Source organism: Rhizobium etli CFN 42 (assembly GCF_000092045.1).
Classification (GTDB): Bacteria; Pseudomonadota; Alphaproteobacteria; order Rhizobiales; family Rhizobiaceae; genus Rhizobium; species Rhizobium etli.
Genome location: NC_007761.1, coordinates 1,654,160 through 1,668,673 on the forward strand (window position 1 = coordinate 1,654,160; position 14,514 = coordinate 1,668,673).

Here is a 14,514-nt window from a genome sequence, read left to right on the forward strand (position 1 = left end):
GCATCTTTTGTCCATAGGAAAGGATGAAAAGATGAGCGTGGAATCCGACGAAATCTTAGAAATACCGCTCAGCGCCCTTCGGCTGAAACGTCGTGAGACGGCGCGTTGGGGCAGGCGGCTGCTGGCGGCCATCGAATGCCGGCTCGAAAAGCGTCGCAGTCGCCGCAAACTGTCGGAACTCACCGATGACGAGCTTCGCGATATCGGTCTGACCCCTGCACAGGCGAAGGCGGAGAGATCGAAATCATGGTTCTGGTTTTGACCGCGACGGCGGATCCTGCTCGAAATTGGCGGCGCCTTGTGGCAGAACGGCTATGTGGAGATCGAGCGCAGGAGCAGCATCATGGCCGAAATCGTATCCTTCCGAAAGGAAGCGGACAGGACGGATGGATTGTTGCTCCGCTCGTTGCGCGACGGCGTGCTGCGGCTCGTGCTTAACGACCCGCCGGCCAATGTGCTTTCGATCGCGCTTCTCGAAGCGCTGATGGCTGAGCTCGAAAGGGCGGAGGCGGATTTGGATGTGCGCGTCGTCGTCATCGCCTCGACCGGCCTCGTCTTTTCCGCGGGCCATGATCTCAAGGAACTCACGGCCCATCGCGTCGACGAAGATCAGGGCGCCGCTTTTTTCGGGAAAAGCTTCCGGCTCTGCGCCGATTTGATGCTGAAGATCGCGCATGTGCCAAAGCCTGTCATTGCCGAGGTCGATGGGCTTGCAACGGCTGCGGGCTGTCAACTCGTCGCCTCCTGCGATCTGGCGATCTGCACCGACACTTCGACGTTCTGTACGCCGGGCGTCAATATCGGCCTGTTCTGTTCGACGCCGATGGTGGCCGTTTCCCGTGCCGCGCATCGCAAGCAGGCTATGGAGATGCTCTTGACCGGCGAGACGATTGATGCCTCGACCGCCAAGGATTTCGGCCTCGTCAACCGCATCGTGCCGAAGCAGTATCTGGCGCAGGTCGTTTCCAAATATGCGGCGGTGATTGCCGGCAAATCGCCGCTGACCCTGAAAATTGGCAAGGAAGCGTTTTATCGGCAGCTCGAACTGCCGGTGGAGGCGGCCTATGATTATGCCTCCAGGGTGATGGTTGAAAACATGCTGACGCGGGACGCGCAGGAAGGGATCGGCGCCTTTCTCGGCAAGCGCAAGTCGGAATGGAAGGGCGAATGATCAGGCGAGTTTCAGAACCAGCACGCCGATCGCGATGACGACGCCGGCGACGTAACGCCAGATGCCGGCCTTTTCCTTGAATATGGCAACCGAGAGCACCAGCGCAAAGAGGATCGAAGTTTCCCGCAGTGCGGCAACGGTTGCCACCGGCGCCTTTGTCATCGCCCAAAGTGCCAGTCCATAGGATGCAATCGATCCCGCGCCGCCGATCAGGCCGCGCCACCAGTTTCGGCGAACGTGATGCAGCACCGTTAAGCTGCCGCGCTGCGACGACGCCCAGGCAAACAGCAGTATCGGCGGCAGCAGCGACATCCACAACGTATAGGAAACCGCATTGCCTGAAAGACGCGCGCCGATGCCGTCGACATAAGTGTAGCTGGCGATGACGAAAGCATTGGCAATGGAGAAGGCGACCGCATGGCCGCTGCTGCGCCGAGCCTCCAGGGCGAGCGTCAGGACGCCGGCTGAAATCGTTATTATGCCGGCAAGAGCGGCGCCGGAAAGATGTTCGCGCAGGACGACGCCGCTTGTCGCGGCGACCAGTAGCGGCGCGCAACCACGCATCAGCGGATAGACGAGCCCGATATCACCGGCTCGGTAGGCGGCGGCAACCAGCTGAAAATAGGCGAACTGCAGGATGGCCGAGGCGCCGATGAACGGCCATGCCGCGCTTTGCGGCAACGGCAGAAATGCCAGAAACGGCAACGCGGACACTGCGCCGCCGGCCGAAATCAAAGCCGCATCCAGGGATTTATCGCTTCCCGCTTTAACGATCGCGTTCCATGTCGCATGCAGCAGCGCACCGAACAGAACGAGCAGGATGACGTCGAGAGGCAAGGGATAAATCCGGTGCTGCGGAAGAAGGCGAAGCGCCTCGCCCAGGCGGGGCAGAATTCTGGAAAGACAACTGATATTTGCACGAAAATGCAATGCCGCAGTCGCGGATGCGTTCTCGGTTCCAATATCATCCTTTCAATATGCAAACAATGGCGGGGTTTGACGACAATTTTTACGTGCGCGCGATATGCGTTCAATCCACGCGATCTTCTCAACTATGAGATGTTTCTAATGGACGAGAGAACATATGGTGACCTTATGGGGAATGGAAGGAGAAAACAGCTGAGGGAATTCCATGGCGGATCTTTCTATGCTGCTGAAATACAGATATTCTTCTATAACTTTGATATATGCGAAAAAAGAAGCTTCAGATTGTATATTCTCAGAGAAATCGCAGCGCGCGATTGAACTGGAAGCCTGTTTGCAAGCGCTGAAGGCGATCGGCGCCTGCAGGGGTTGCGGCAGCGGGGAGGTCAGAGCTGATGATGCGGAACGAAGAGCATCCCGTCAAGGTTGTCCAGGCTTTGGCAGTTCAGAACCGGGCAGCGTGTATCGTCCTTTGTCGGAACGGGTCCACTCCGCATAATCGGTCGCCTCACAATCATTGCTGTTGCGCACGTAGCGATCATAAAGCGGCAGCCCGCGGGGAGATTGGTAGCGGAAGATCACGGCACCCTGATTGTGGATGGCCGCCCGCACGCCGGCGCAGCTCATGAAGAGCGGATTGTAGCGCGAGATCGCCGCGGCCGGTGATGCGGCGAGCACAAGCATGAGGGCAGAGCAATTTTTCTCATTGAATCATCCTCAGGGCCATTCAACTTCTTATATACGCAAAACACGTCCGGTTTGCCGAAATGCAAAAAATGCAGGCAGGCTCAAAGGCGCTGCCGGAATGGAGAAACGGAAATGGATCACGACGCCTACACGGATGATTATCTCGCCGGAATCCTGCAGTCGGTAAAGACCATCGCGCTGACCGGTGCCTCGCCCAATCCGGCCCGGCCGAGCAACGGTGTCATGGGCTATCTGCTGTCGCGCGGCTATGAGGTCATACCCGTCAATCCGGGGCAGGCGGGCAAACAGATCCAGGGCCGCACCGTCTACGCCCGTCTTGCCGACGTTCCGGTGCCGATCGATATGGTCGATGTCTTTCGCGCCGCCGAATACCTCGATGGTGTTGTGGGGGAAGCGTTGGCGCTGAGGCCGTTGCCGAAGGTCATCTGGGCTCAGCTTGGCGTCCGCGACGATGCCGCGGCGGCGAAGGCCGAGGCTGCCGGCATTCAAGTGGTGATGAACCGCTGCCCGGCCATCGAATATCCTCGTCTCATTGCCTGAGCAGGGCTACTCTGAGGCGGATTTTCCACCGAATGCCTGTGGGTTGAAACGGATCGCGATTAACTTTCGTCGTCAAGTGGTTATGATCCCGTCCGTTAGCAACAACGGGAGGGCAACATGGCCAAGAATGATCCGGGATTCAATACCTTGGCGATCCATGCTGGCGCGCAGCCCGACCCCGTGTCCGGCGCGCGGGTGACGCCGATCTACCAGACGACCGCTTTCGTCTTCAACGATTCCGATCATGCCGCCGCCCTCTTCGGCCTGCAGGCCTTCGGTAATATTTACACCCGCATCATGAACCCGACCCAGGCCGTGCTCGAGGAGCGCGTAGCCGCGCTCGAGGGCGGTACGGCGGCCCTTGCCGTCGCCTCCGGCCACGCGGCGCAGATGATCGTCTTCCACACCATCATGCGCTCGGGCGAAAATTTCATCGCCGCCCGCAAGCTCTATGGCGGCTCGATCAATCAGTTCGGCCATGCCTTCGAGAATTTCGGCTGGCAGGTGCGCTGGGCCGATTCCGCCGATCCGGAGAGCTTCGAAAGCCAGATCGACGACAAGACCCGCGGCATCTTTATCGAAAGCCTTGCCAACCCGGGCGGCACTTTCGTCGATATCGCTGCCATTGCCGACGTCGCGCATCGCCACGGCCTGCCGCTGATCGTCGACAATACGATGGCAACACCCTATCTCATCCGTCCGCTCGAGCACGGCGCCGATATCGTCGTGCACTCGCTGACGAAATTTCTCGGCGGTCACGGCAATTCGATGGGCGGCCTTATCGTCGACGGCGGCACCTTCGACTGGTCGAAGTCAGGCAATTACCCGATGCTGTCGAGCCCGCGACCGGAATATAACGGCATGGTTCTGCACGCGACTTTCGGCAATTTCGCCTTTGCGATCGCCGCCCGCGTCCTTGGCCTGCGCGACCTCGGCCCGGCGATTTCGCCCTTCAATGCCTTCCTGATCCTCACCGGCATCGAGACCCTGCCGCTCAGGATGCAGCGCCACAGCGACAATGCCATCGCCGTCGCTCGGTGGCTGAAGGCGCACAGCAAGATCGCCTGGGTGAATTATGCCGGCCTCGAAGACGATCCGAACCATGCCCTGCAGCAGCGTTATTCGCCGAAGGGCGCAGGCTCCGTCTTCACCTTCGGAGTCCGGGGCGGTTATGAGGCTGGCAAGACGCTGGTCGAAGGACTTGAGCTCTTCTCCCATCTTGCCAATATCGGCGACACGCGCTCGCTCGTCATTCATCCGGCCTCGACGACGCACCGGCAGCTGAATGACGAGCAGAAGATCGCCGCCGGTGCCGGACCCGACGTGGTGCGCCTTTCCATCGGCATCGAGGACGTCAAGGACATCATCGCCGATCTCGAACAGGCACTTTCCAAGACCTAGTGTAGTTCGTCACATACCTCTGACACCTACGTCCGCCTGTGAATTGAGATTACGCCGGCCATGGAAGGAGCAGACATCATTATTGCAGTGGAAGACAACGGGGCAGGCGACCCTGGCGACGGGGTCGGATCGAAACTCGTCAAGCTGATCGCGGCGCAGTTCGACGGCGAGGTAATAAGGCACCCTTCGAACAAGAGATGTCGTGTCGGAGTCAGGCTGAGTCGTCGCCTCGAGGCTGACGGCGTCTTGGGGCTTTTGACGCGTCGACTGCGCTGCTCATCGGGCCGCGTGAAGCCCGCCCTTTGTTGTCAACAGTAGGAGGGTAGTAGAAGGGCATCACAAATTTCGTGAGCCCACTTTCTCGGGCAGCATTCTTGACTTTCAATTGACTTGAAGCGGTGCTGGCGCGAATTACCCACCGAGTGGCAGCATTTATGAGATAACTCACCGACGGTTCCTCAGCAGCCGTACAGCGCTGGTTCCAACGTCGACGCCCCAGTCATCGCTGCGTGCAAGCGACGCGAGGAGCGCGCGGACCTGCGGCCGGGCAACGATGTCCACCGCATCCAGCAACGGAACGCAAAGCAGCTCAGAACTTCGCTTTCGGGATCGATCCGCAAGGCCGCTTCCCGATAGGATATGGACAGTAACGTGGTATTGGGTGCCGTTGCACTCTTTTTTTATTTGAAATAACCCACTTGCTTCGTGCCCGCCGAGCCAATTGTTCCGGAACTGGCGGTGGCCACAATACCGGTTGGAAAGTTCCCGCCTGAGGTGACGTGTTACCCGTTTATCTCTTCCCGGTCCTGCATCCTATCATGCACGTTCTCCGGACCCGCGATCAAAGCGGCGATCGCCGTCGCCTTCTCCCGATCACCGTAGCCGGCCACATAGCCCTCCAACAGGAGGCTTCTGCCGATCATGCTTACAGAGATGGACGAGCTTTCCAGGTCTGGTTCCGCTGACACCGCCGCCTGCACGCTCGCAAGCTGATCGTAGGATAGGCTTTCAGGCTCAAAGCTCATGGCAGTCCTCCTTCGTGATATGAAGGAAACAGCGAACAGATAATTTGGTTCGCGATGGGACTTAGGTCCGAGAAGCCATGGCCGGAAGGCGTACGGTCATCATGAAGGTAGGTCCCGACAGCTTCTGGAAGGGCAGCGCAGGAGCGGAACACCGCCCCTGTAGTGCCGGTTACCCACACAAGCGTTGGCGCTACACGCGCTATCGTTCGTGTAGGGCCTCCGAAATACCTGCCCAATAACGGCCCTGTCGCTACGTCGGTCCCGCAAGCGGGCCTCGACGATAGGATGGATGAACGTACATCATTTATTACTTCGCACCTGCGGTAATTATCATACGATTTAAAACGCTAAATAAACACAAAAATCAGTTGCTTACTCGAAATTTCTCGACTACGTTTTTTACAGAGAAGTTTCGAAATGCCGGCCTTTGTCGGCGATGCTCAGCGATCGTCTGACCTCGCTTGAGGGAGGATCATGACTTTGTTTATCCGACTTCATTTCTTCGCGATGGTGCAGCGAATGCGTGATCTCGTCTCGATCCGATGCCGCCTACGACGGCAATCTGACGCGTCCTAAACCCTTTGTTCCACTTTTCTAAGATGGTGCTCCCGTGTGGCGCGCCCGAGGTTTGTTATGCAAAAGCAAGCTGTCGTATTCAATGGTCAGGAAGTCGGGATCGCGGTCCCCGTGGAAAACCGCCTCAAATTCATCGCTGTCCGCTTCAATGTCATCGACTTGGACAACAGGCTCTTCGACACGGTTACTGAAATCCGACGCGCCATTACAGAGCATCTGGCCTCCAGCGGTCGTGCGATCATCTCGCACTGAATGGCAGGAGATATTCTTCAACGTCACGGCACAACTGGGATTGCAGGGTCACTTGTGGAACCCTGCAAAGCTGCCGCGTTTCAACTTGTGAGGAGATGAGGAATGTTGATCACGAGCGTCCAAGAAACAGAATGGGCCGTGCTCTCGCTGTCCGTTCAATCTTGGTTTAGGCACTACAAGGCCAAACCGGACGACAAGACATCGGAAATAATCTGCAGCGCGGCAATCGACCTTTTCAATCGCGGCCATCGCACCCAGGAGGAACTCACCAGCATATTAATCGCGCGGTTCCCCCTGATCACACCGGCGCCCGCAGCCCTCCATTAATCGATCCGAGGCAATGGGAACATCTCGAATCTCAGCGCACTCGAAATCCGATACGAGGCCAGCAACAAAGTCTAATAGGCAATAGATAGGTCACGTGCCTTGTTCGTATTTCGGCGGTCGCCTCAGTTCTTGACCGAGGCGATCTGGGCATAGTCCCTTATGAAGTAGCTGGCCTCCAGCGCCTGCTCACGTGACGATGGTGCCGCGGTAGTCCGAGAGTTCGCGCAATAGCCTTGCGACCTAAGACGCCGGCGCGCTCGATGAACGATCTAAGGCGTCTCGCCTTTGAAGTGCCGCGCCCGTTGAAGAGGCGGCCCTCGCCAACCTTCGGGGCGGACGTCGTAATGTCGGCCCGACGACCTTTGGAATACGACCGCCGCCACCTTTTGCTGGCCGCGGTGGATGGAGCAATCATGCCTTTCGTCATTCTCACCGGTGCATCTGGGGTCGGGAAAACGACAATTGCCGAAGCTGTTGAGCGGCTGCATGGGCAAGAGATCGACGTCTTTTACAAAGACCGCATCGGCGTTCCGCCCGTCCAGGAGATGGTTCATCAATTCGGCTCTGTCGAAGGATGGCAGAGAGCGGCCATTTTCGGATGGATGGCTCGACTGTCGCCGCTCCTGACAAAGGGGCGCAGCGTCCTGTTTGAGGGCCAGGCGCGCTTTTCCTTTCTGGCCGAAGCTGCCGAACGTGCCGGGATCGGTTTGCATTCCTGTATCCTGATCGATTGCGACGACGACACCAGAGCCAGGCGCCTGTCGATTGATCGAGGCCAGCCTGAGTTGGCAAATCCGGATATGATGAACTGGGCCGCCTTCTTACGGCATGAAGCAGCGGCATACGAATGCAAAATTCTCGACACATCGAACTTGACGCTGGAACAGGGAATTGAACGAGTCCTTCGCGAATTGCGGCGGCAGCCTGTTTGATCCCGACCAGGCAGTTGAAGCCTGGCCTCCAGTGCGGCGTTCGTCCGCTTCTTCTGGTAAAAAGCATAGAATTCGCGTAGAGGGAGGCCCAGTTGAACCTGACTTTGGAGTTGTTTGTCCAAACGCCTCAGACATCGATTGATTTCTATCAGCGAGTCCTAGGCTTTGAAGTCGAGGGCTCGGCGAGCACGGAATATACGATGTTGAGAAACGGCGACGCCGTCATCGCGATCAATTCGCAAAGCGCCCTTTCGAGCGATCATCCATTAGGCGGCGAAATCGGCAACAGGATCGGCCTCGGCGTCGAGATCGTCCTGAAGGTCGCTGATGTCGAGGATGCCTATCGCAAGGCGGAAGAGAGCGGCTGGCCACTTTCCGCCCTCGCCATGCAGCCTTGGGGACTGCGCGACTTTCGCCTTGTCGATCCCGACGGCTACTATGTCAGAGTGACCAACACCCATACGAACTGACCGGTCCATCATGGCGGCAATGGGCTTCGTGTCAAACACGCTGTGGCTCCGCCGCGGCCACCGGTTGCACATTCGGTCAGTTGCTGCCCTTGTCATCAGCGCGACACATGTCGCCGTAGCTCAGAGGGCTCGGATGAGGTCCTTGAGCCCTTTCTTTAGTTTCCGCTACTTCGCGTTGGAGCGGTTTTTATCGCTCGGTTTTCAATTCCAAATTTCAGGAAACAAGCGTATGTTGCGCAGTTAGGATTGCAGTAATCATGCCTTGAGGGTTCGGGGACAATGTGCTGGAATACATCATCGGCATTCACGCCGGTCGCGCTTGCCTTGCGCGGTCCGGCAACGCGCAAGATCGTCCGGACGCTCGGCGATGCGGCGCATCTCCTGATTAACGACTGGCCTTCCGACGACGGCGAGGAATATGTCTCTGCCGTAAAGGCCTGCGTCGATGCAATTAGCGGGAAAATTGACCCGGAACGATTCCGCGAGGCGCTTTTGCGTGCTGCCGACGAAGCGGGTATCGCTGCTCTAACGGTCGTTCAGCAGCGCGTGGTAGAGCGGCGACCGGACCTGCGCTCAGGCGCGCCAGCATAGCCCCTATTCCAACGGGCTCCTCGTCAACACGGCGTTGCGCCGGACGCGGTGTCAAGGTGGAGACGGGGCTCCTGAAGTTTTTAAGCGCGGTTAATGTCCTGTGCGGACGAGAGATAGATTGTAAAGATTTCAAACAATCGCGCGCAGAACTTCGCCGCGAAGGACACTGATGTCGAAGAGGTCCATGATGAATTTTATCACCTTCAACCTCGGTGGCGTCGCACCCGAGTTCAGCGCCCCCGAGCCCGCTCGGATCATCTCCGGCGATCCACATTTTCGCACCTGGAATCTGGAGGAAGCCGAAGGCGGCCTCTATTCCGGCATCTGGGAGGCGACACCCGGCAAGTGGCGGATCTTTTATGAGGAGTGGGAATACTTCAGCTTGCTGTCTGGCCATTCGATCGTCACGGAGGACGGTGGTGAGCCGGTTCATCTCAAGGCCGGCGACCGGATGATCTTGAGGCCTGGCTTCAAGGGAACCTGGGAAGTCGTTGAAACGACTCGCAAGGACTATGTGATCAGGGTCTGAACGGCTGCGCGATGGCGGTCTGTCCCGGTTTGCGGCGATTATGATCCGTTTACCCCGAAACAACCGCTTCTCTTTCGCGGATAGAAGGCATTTGATCTTTCCCATTAATGGAACCTACATCGTCAAATGCTAGACCTTATCTGCAGCGCATTGCGGACATGATGTCTCCTGCCGTCACTATAGACATGGCCTTGAAATTCATCTTTTCGGGATTGGCATGTCGTCGAATCTTGCGGGTAGGCACGTTCGAACCCAAACGTCTTCCATCATTGCGACAACCGTTTTCTTCATTGTCGTCGCGCTCGTCCTGACCGGCCTCGTGGCGCATGTCGTCGCCACGATGACGCGGTCGGCGAACGAAATCGATGACGCCAGAGCCAGCCGCGCCGCCCGCGCGGCGATCGCGGCCTTTATGGCTCGCCTGAGCGCGACAACGACTGATAACGCCGTATGGGATGATGCCTATAAGGCGATCGCATCTCCCGGCGCTGCGGATTGGGCTTATGAGAACTGGGGTAAAACCAGCGAGGATTATGCGCTCTACGACGGCGCCATCGTGACCGGTCCCGACCGTTCGTCGATCGTCTCCGCCTATTCCAAAGGCGAGCCCTTCCAGCCAAGCGCCTTTTTCGGCGAAGCCTTCTACCGGCAGATCAATACGGCCATCGATTTCCCACAGGCGCCGGTGGTCAATTTCATCAAGACGGAAACCGGCATCGCTCTCATCGCATCACAGCCAATCCAGCCTTTCGAGAAAAAAGGCGAGCTTCCGAAGCTCAGCGTGCTGAGCTTCTACAAGGCATTCAACTCGGACGTTCTTAGCACGCTTTCGAACGAACACGAACTCGAGGGCTTGCGCCTTGCCGCCGCGCCCGAGCCGGGCGTGCTGAACACACCGATCACTGATATGAAGGGTGGCGTCATCGGCCATCTCGTCTGGCCGAGCAAAGCGCCGGGAAGCGCTGTGTTCCAACAGGTCTATCCTTTTGTTGCGGCCGCTACCATCATCCTGGTGCTATTCTTGGCCGGCGTTCTGCTGGTGGGCGCATCCGAGGCGCGGCGTCTGCGTCACCTGGCGCAGGCAGCGATTTTCGAAGCAAATCACGATAGTCTAAGCGGCCTGTTGAACAGGCATGGGCTTCTCGCCATGCTGGAAGAGTTGGAAGGCTCGGAAGGTGCGCCGCCTCGGCTCTACCTGGTCGATCTTGATGGGTTCAAGGCCGTCAATGACGCCTGGGGGCACGCGGTCGGGGATGATCTGATCCGGATCGTCTCGAACGCGCTGATCGCCTGCCACCGCGAAGTCGTTGCCGTGGCCCGGTTGGGGGGCGACGAGTTCGCTCTGGTCCAGGTCGGAATTGCCGCGCGTCAGGAAATAGAAGAGACGATTCTGGCTCTGTTTGCCGGACCCTTCAAAATCGACGGACGAACGATCGAGGTTGGTGCGAGCATCGGCGCTGCTGCGCGTGACGCAGACATCGAGCCTCTGGAGCTTTTGCGCAGGGCTGATATGGCCCTCTACCGCGCCAAGGAAAATGGGAAAGGCCGGGCGATCGAATATGACCCCGAGCTGGATCGGGAGCGCCAAAGGATCGCCGAACTGGAATCTCTGTTGAAGAGTGCGATCAGCAATGGTGCGATCGAAGCTGTTTTCCAGCCTCTCGTTTCTGCGACGACGGGCGTTGTCACCGGTCTTGAAGCGCTGGCCCGCTGGCGCACTGCGACAGGAAATATCAGTCCGGAGATTTTCATACCGCTTGCCGAAAGATGCGGCCTCATCGATGCGCTCGGCAGTCATATGCTGAAAACATCGATCGAGCATGCCAGAAATTGGCCCGGTATGGCCCTGTCCGTCAACGTCTCGCCGGTCCAGCTCTGTAATCCTGAATTTGCCGCCGACGTGATCTCCCTCCTGCAGAAACGCGATTTCGATCCGAGGCGGCTGACCTTGGAAATCACCGAAGGCGTCCTCATGACGAATCCGGATCAGGCCCGCCGGTCGATAGATCACCTCAAAAAGGTCGGTATCAAATTCGCGCTCGACGACTTCGGCTGCGGCTATGCAAGCATCGGCGCATTGCGGCAGTTCGGCTTTGATCGAATGAAGATCGACCGCTCGCTGGTCTCCGCTCTCGACCAGGCCACGAATGGCGCCGATGTTCTGAAGGCGACCATCTCTTTGGCGACCGCCCTGCAGATTCCCGTCACAGCGGAGGGCATCGAGAATATCCGTCAGGCGGCGATCTTGCGGGAGGCTGGCTGTGACCAGTTGCAAGGCTATTTGATCGGAAAGCCCATGTCGGCGGACGACATCTCCAGCAAGCTTCAAGAACAGGCAGCGTAATGCCGCGAGATCGCGGCGGCAGACTGCGCGGAACCTCGGCCGATCTGGCGTTCCGTGCCGATCACCACAGGAGATCTAGGCGGTCGAGCCCGTGGAAATGATAGACGTCCTTGACGACGGGCGTCTTCGCCAGACTGAGGCCGGCAAGCCGTTCGAACAGGATCGGAAGGACGACGTTAAGCTCCAGCCGCGCCAGTGGGGCCCCGATGCAGAAATGGATGCCGGCGCCGAAGGAGAGGTTTGGAGCCTCGTTGCGATCGGGCCGGAAGGTGAGGGGATCAGTGAATTTCGCCGGATCGACATTGGCGGCGGCGAGGATGAGGCTGACCTTGTCGCCGCGTTTGAAGGAGACCCCGTCGATTTCGGCAGGCTCCAGCGCCCAGCGCTGGAAGATATGAACCGGCGCGCAGATGCGCAGAGTTTCCTCGACGGTGCGCTCCGTCGTGGCCTCGTCCCGGAAGAGCACGGCCGGATCCGAGCCGCTGTCGAGGATAGTGCGCACGGAATTGCCGATCTGGTGTACGGTTGCCTCGTGCCCGGCATTAAGCAGCACGATCGTCGTCGAGATCAGCTCCTCCTCGGTCAGATACTGGCCCTTGTGCTCGGTATGGATCATGTGGGTGAGCAGGTCGTCGCGCGGCGCGTTGCGGCGCTCCGCGATCACAGTCCTGACATAGTCGGAAAATTCCTTCGCGGCCCGCTCGGCCTCGTCTTCCTGCTCGCGCGTGCGGCCGAACATGTACATGCGGACATAGGCATGCGACCAGGCGAGCAGCTGCGGCCCCATCTCCTCCGGAATGCCGATCATGCGGGCGATCATCGTCACCGGGATGATGTCGGCAAAGGCCGAGAGCAGCTCGACCTCGCGCTTATCGGCGAAACCGTCGATCAAGCGATTGGCGAGTTCGGCAAGCTCCGGCTTCATTTTCTCGACATGACGCGAGACGAAGGCGCGGTTGACGAGCGTGCGCAGCCGCGTGTGCTCCGGCGGTTCGAGTTCGAGCAGGGAATAGCGTTCCGAGAGGTCGAAACTTTCAAGATGCGGCATCGGCTCGGCCAGGCCGAGTTCCTCGCGTCTGGCGATATGCAGGATCTGCCGGCCGAAGCGGCGGTCGCGCAGCAGTGCGTTCACGTGGTCGTAGCCGGTGAAGAACCACTGCTTCTGCTCCGTCCAATAGAAGGTCGGGCAATGGGCGTGAAGTGCGGCATAGACGGCGTTCGGATTGCCGTAGAAATCAGGATTGCGGGCGTCCAGCGAGACATGGCGGCTGGCGCGGTCGATCGAGAGAAAGGGCGGTATCATCATGGCCGAGGCTTAGCGGATTTGCCGGGCTTCGAAAAGATGTGAGGGCAGGGATGTCCTGGAACGCACGTCCAAGCGGCCGCTCGTCCGATCGGGCTTCATCGCATTAGAATTTGCCCGTAACCCGGATCGATTTCCGATTTTCGAAGCTTATGCTAGCCGGCGCGCGACAGCGTACCCATGCGCCGCAAGGCTTCGATCTGGTCATCCACTGTCGGCACGAGTTCACCGGCGGTGGTGCTCGGCGCGGCCGGTGCCGGGGCTGCCGCCTCGGCTTCGCCGAATGTGACCGTGCAGTTGCGGCCGGCGGCCTTGGCCGCATAGAGCGCCCGGTCGGCGGCCGAGATCAGCTTGTCGATATTGGCTTCGATCGAGGAGGAGAGCGCGATGCCGATGCTGACAGTAGCCGGAACGATCGCTTCGCCGGTGCTGATCGGCAGACGGCAGAATTCGGTGCGGATCGCTTCGGCGATCGCCTCGGCTTCCGTCTGGTCGGCGACCGCGGCGAAGGCGGCGAATTCCTCACCGCCCATGCGGCCGAAGATGTGGTGTGGAATATATTGGCGGGCCATGCGGGCGAAGGCAGTGAGCACGGCGTCGCCCGACTGGTGGCCGAAGCGGTCGTTGACGCGCTTGAAATGGTCGAGATCGAAAAGGATCACCGCGACCTTGCGCTGTTCGTTATGGGCTCTCTCCTGGATGGCGTCGAAGTAGCCGAGCAGGCCGCGGCGGTTGAGGACGCCGGTCAGAGAATCGGTCAGCGTCATCGTCCGCAGATGGCGTTCGGAGCGCTCCATGATCAGCCGGCAGGTGAAGGCGAAGGCGATGGTCAGCAGGAAGGCGCTTGCCATGGCGGAGGCGCCGCCGAGGTTGGTTGCCTCGATATCGTTCGGCAGCGTCAGCGCCATGGTAAACGCCGAACCGAAGCACAAGCAGCCCTGGATGACGAATACGCCCATCAGTTTGACGCGGGTGCGCTCGCGGCGCATGTCGCCGGCGGCAACCGCCAGCGCCAGCGCCGTCGCACCGGTCGCCGAAGCGAGATTGTAAAGCACCACACGGTTGGAATAGTCGGTGTTGACCCAGGGCAGGAAGACGCCGGCGAGCCAGACTGCCGGCGGCAGCAGCGCCCACCATTCGATCTTCTTGCGATCGAGCGCGAGAAACCCCGCAACCCAGGCGCTCTGGCCGAGCAGCGCAATGGCATTGCCAATTTCGATGGACAGCAGGCTGGGCACCTGGCCGCTTAGAGCAATCATCGCAAACCCGACGGCGGTCAGAAAGAAGCCGAGGCCCCAATAAAGATAGGCTTCGTTCCTGATATTGTGGCGCCAGGCGACGAAAAGCACCAGAGCGAGCGTCATGGCCTCCGAACACCAGATGGCGAGACCTGTAGCAATATTGAACACGGCAGCAACCCC

15 protein-coding genes and 1 pseudogene are annotated in these 14,514 nt (G+C 59.1%); 11 read left to right on the plus strand and 5 right to left on the minus strand.

The genetic code is table 11. From position 1 onward, the window contains the following. The first annotated feature begins 31 nt into the window (after window positions 1–31). Together RHE_RS08030 and RHE_RS08035 are read left to right on the plus strand one after the other, a co-directional pair. A complete protein-coding gene (locus RHE_RS08030) occupies window positions 32–262 on the plus strand; it encodes a DUF1127 domain-containing protein (RefSeq protein ID WP_020920981.1) in 231 nt (76 codons plus the stop codon). 81 nt (window positions 263–343) lie between these two features. After that, window positions 344–1,171 (plus strand): enoyl-CoA hydratase, encoded by an 828-nt coding sequence (locus RHE_RS08035; protein ID WP_011424900.1) that lies wholly within the window; start codon window positions 344–346, stop codon window positions 1,169–1,171. Here the strand turns inward: RHE_RS08035 and RHE_RS08040 are convergent, their stop codons facing one another. Both RHE_RS08040 and RHE_RS08045 read right to left on the minus strand, forming a co-directional pair. Continuing rightward, window positions 1,172–2,008, minus strand: coding sequence for an EamA family transporter (locus RHE_RS08040; protein WP_042119227.1), 837 nt, complete (start codon window positions 2,006–2,008; stop codon window positions 1,172–1,174). A gap of 473 nt (window positions 2,009–2,481) precedes the next feature. Further along, window positions 2,482–2,779: pseudogene (locus tag RHE_RS08045) on the minus strand (hypothetical protein). Between the two features lie 135 nt (window positions 2,780–2,914). Here RHE_RS08045 and RHE_RS08050 point away from each other — a divergent pair. Both RHE_RS08050 and RHE_RS08055 read left to right on the plus strand, forming a co-directional pair. After that, on the plus strand, window positions 2,915–3,343 hold the full coding sequence (locus RHE_RS08050; protein ID WP_011424903.1) for a CoA-binding protein: 429 nt from the start codon (window positions 2,915–2,917) through the stop codon (window positions 3,341–3,343). A 117-nt stretch (window positions 3,344–3,460) separates the two neighbouring features. Further along, a complete protein-coding gene (locus RHE_RS08055; protein WP_011424904.1) occupies window positions 3,461–4,744 on the plus strand; it encodes an O-acetylhomoserine aminocarboxypropyltransferase in 1,284 nt (427 codons plus the stop codon). Between the two features lie 782 nt (window positions 4,745–5,526). Here RHE_RS08055 and RHE_RS08065 read toward each other — a convergent pair. Further along, window positions 5,527–5,769 carry a BON domain-containing protein gene (locus tag RHE_RS08065; RefSeq protein WP_011424905.1) on the minus strand — a complete coding sequence of 81 codons (243 nt, stop codon included), beginning with the start codon at window positions 5,767–5,769 and terminating at the stop codon, window positions 5,527–5,529. A 633-nt stretch (window positions 5,770–6,402) separates the two neighbouring features. Here RHE_RS08065 and RHE_RS08070 point away from each other — a divergent pair. The 7 genes from RHE_RS08070 (at window position 6,403) to RHE_RS08100 (ending at window position 11,790) form a co-directional block, all read left to right on the plus strand. Continuing rightward, complete coding sequence (locus RHE_RS08070; protein WP_011424906.1) at window positions 6,403–6,597, plus strand: hypothetical protein; 195 nt, start codon at window positions 6,403–6,405, stop codon at window positions 6,595–6,597. Window positions 6,598–6,699: 102 nt separating this feature from the next. Beyond that, entirely contained in the window at window positions 6,700–6,924 is a 225-nt protein-coding gene (locus tag RHE_RS08075) for a hypothetical protein (protein WP_042118231.1), read from the plus strand. Between the two features lie 260 nt (window positions 6,925–7,184). Beyond that, complete coding sequence (locus RHE_RS08080; RefSeq protein ID WP_244425782.1) at window positions 7,185–7,856, plus strand: AAA family ATPase; 672 nt, start codon at window positions 7,185–7,187, stop codon at window positions 7,854–7,856. A 92-nt stretch (window positions 7,857–7,948) separates the two neighbouring features. Beyond that, complete coding sequence (locus RHE_RS08085; RefSeq protein ID WP_011424908.1) at window positions 7,949–8,326, plus strand: VOC family protein; 378 nt, start codon at window positions 7,949–7,951, stop codon at window positions 8,324–8,326. Window positions 8,327–8,605: 279 nt separating this feature from the next. Beyond that, the gene (locus tag RHE_RS08090; protein ID WP_011424909.1) at window positions 8,606–8,917 is read left to right on the plus strand and encodes a DUF982 domain-containing protein; all 312 of its coding nucleotides are present in this window, start codon (window positions 8,606–8,608) and stop codon (window positions 8,915–8,917) included. 184 nt (window positions 8,918–9,101) lie between these two features. Further along, a complete protein-coding gene (locus RHE_RS08095; protein ID WP_042118237.1) occupies window positions 9,102–9,446 on the plus strand; it encodes a cupin domain-containing protein in 345 nt (114 codons plus the stop codon). Between the two features lie 217 nt (window positions 9,447–9,663). Next, window positions 9,664–11,790: a bifunctional diguanylate cyclase/phosphodiesterase gene (locus RHE_RS08100; RefSeq protein WP_011424911.1), complete on the plus strand. Its 2,127-nt coding sequence runs from the start codon at window positions 9,664–9,666 to the stop codon at window positions 11,788–11,790. 61 nt (window positions 11,791–11,851) lie between these two features. On the opposite strand, the gene RHE_RS08105 is transcribed toward RHE_RS08100, so the two are convergent. Together RHE_RS08105 and RHE_RS08110 are read right to left on the minus strand one after the other, a co-directional pair. Further along, window positions 11,852–13,096 carry a cytochrome P450 gene (locus RHE_RS08105; protein ID WP_011424912.1) on the minus strand — a complete coding sequence of 415 codons (1,245 nt, stop codon included), beginning with the start codon at window positions 13,094–13,096 and terminating at the stop codon, window positions 11,852–11,854. 152 nt (window positions 13,097–13,248) lie between these two features. Further along, window positions 13,249–14,502: a GGDEF domain-containing protein gene (locus RHE_RS08110; RefSeq protein ID WP_041678859.1), complete on the minus strand. Its 1,254-nt coding sequence runs from the start codon at window positions 14,500–14,502 to the stop codon at window positions 13,249–13,251. Window positions 14,503–14,514 lie beyond the last annotated feature (12 nt).

Coding starts and splice junctions, on each gene's coding strand:
- RHE_RS08095 (WP_042118237.1), top strand. CDS start 9,102: ATGATGAATTTTATCACCTTCAACCTCGGTGGCGTCGCACCCGAGTTC.
- RHE_RS08075 (WP_042118231.1), top strand. CDS start 6,700: ATGTTGATCACGAGCGTCCAAGAAACAGAATGGGCCGTGCTCTCGCTG.
- RHE_RS08090 (WP_011424909.1), top strand. CDS start 8,606: ATGTGCTGGAATACATCATCGGCATTCACGCCGGTCGCGCTTGCCTTG.
- RHE_RS08105 (WP_011424912.1), bottom strand. CDS start 13,096: ATGATGATACCGCCCTTTCTCTCGATCGACCGCGCCAGCCGCCATGTC.
- RHE_RS08050 (WP_011424903.1), top strand. CDS start 2,915: ATGGATCACGACGCCTACACGGATGATTATCTCGCCGGAATCCTGCAG.
- RHE_RS08030 (WP_020920981.1), top strand. CDS start 32: ATGAGCGTGGAATCCGACGAAATCTTAGAAATACCGCTCAGCGCCCTT.
- RHE_RS08080 (WP_244425782.1), top strand. CDS start 7,185: ATGAACGATCTAAGGCGTCTCGCCTTTGAAGTGCCGCGCCCGTTGAAG.
- RHE_RS08055 (WP_011424904.1), top strand. CDS start 3,461: ATGGCCAAGAATGATCCGGGATTCAATACCTTGGCGATCCATGCTGGC.
- RHE_RS08070 (WP_011424906.1), top strand. CDS start 6,403: ATGCAAAAGCAAGCTGTCGTATTCAATGGTCAGGAAGTCGGGATCGCG.
- RHE_RS08035 (WP_011424900.1), top strand. CDS start 344: ATGGCCGAAATCGTATCCTTCCGAAAGGAAGCGGACAGGACGGATGGA.
- RHE_RS08100 (WP_011424911.1), top strand. CDS start 9,664: ATGTCGTCGAATCTTGCGGGTAGGCACGTTCGAACCCAAACGTCTTCC.
- RHE_RS08065 (WP_011424905.1), bottom strand. CDS start 5,769: ATGAGCTTTGAGCCTGAAAGCCTATCCTACGATCAGCTTGCGAGCGTG.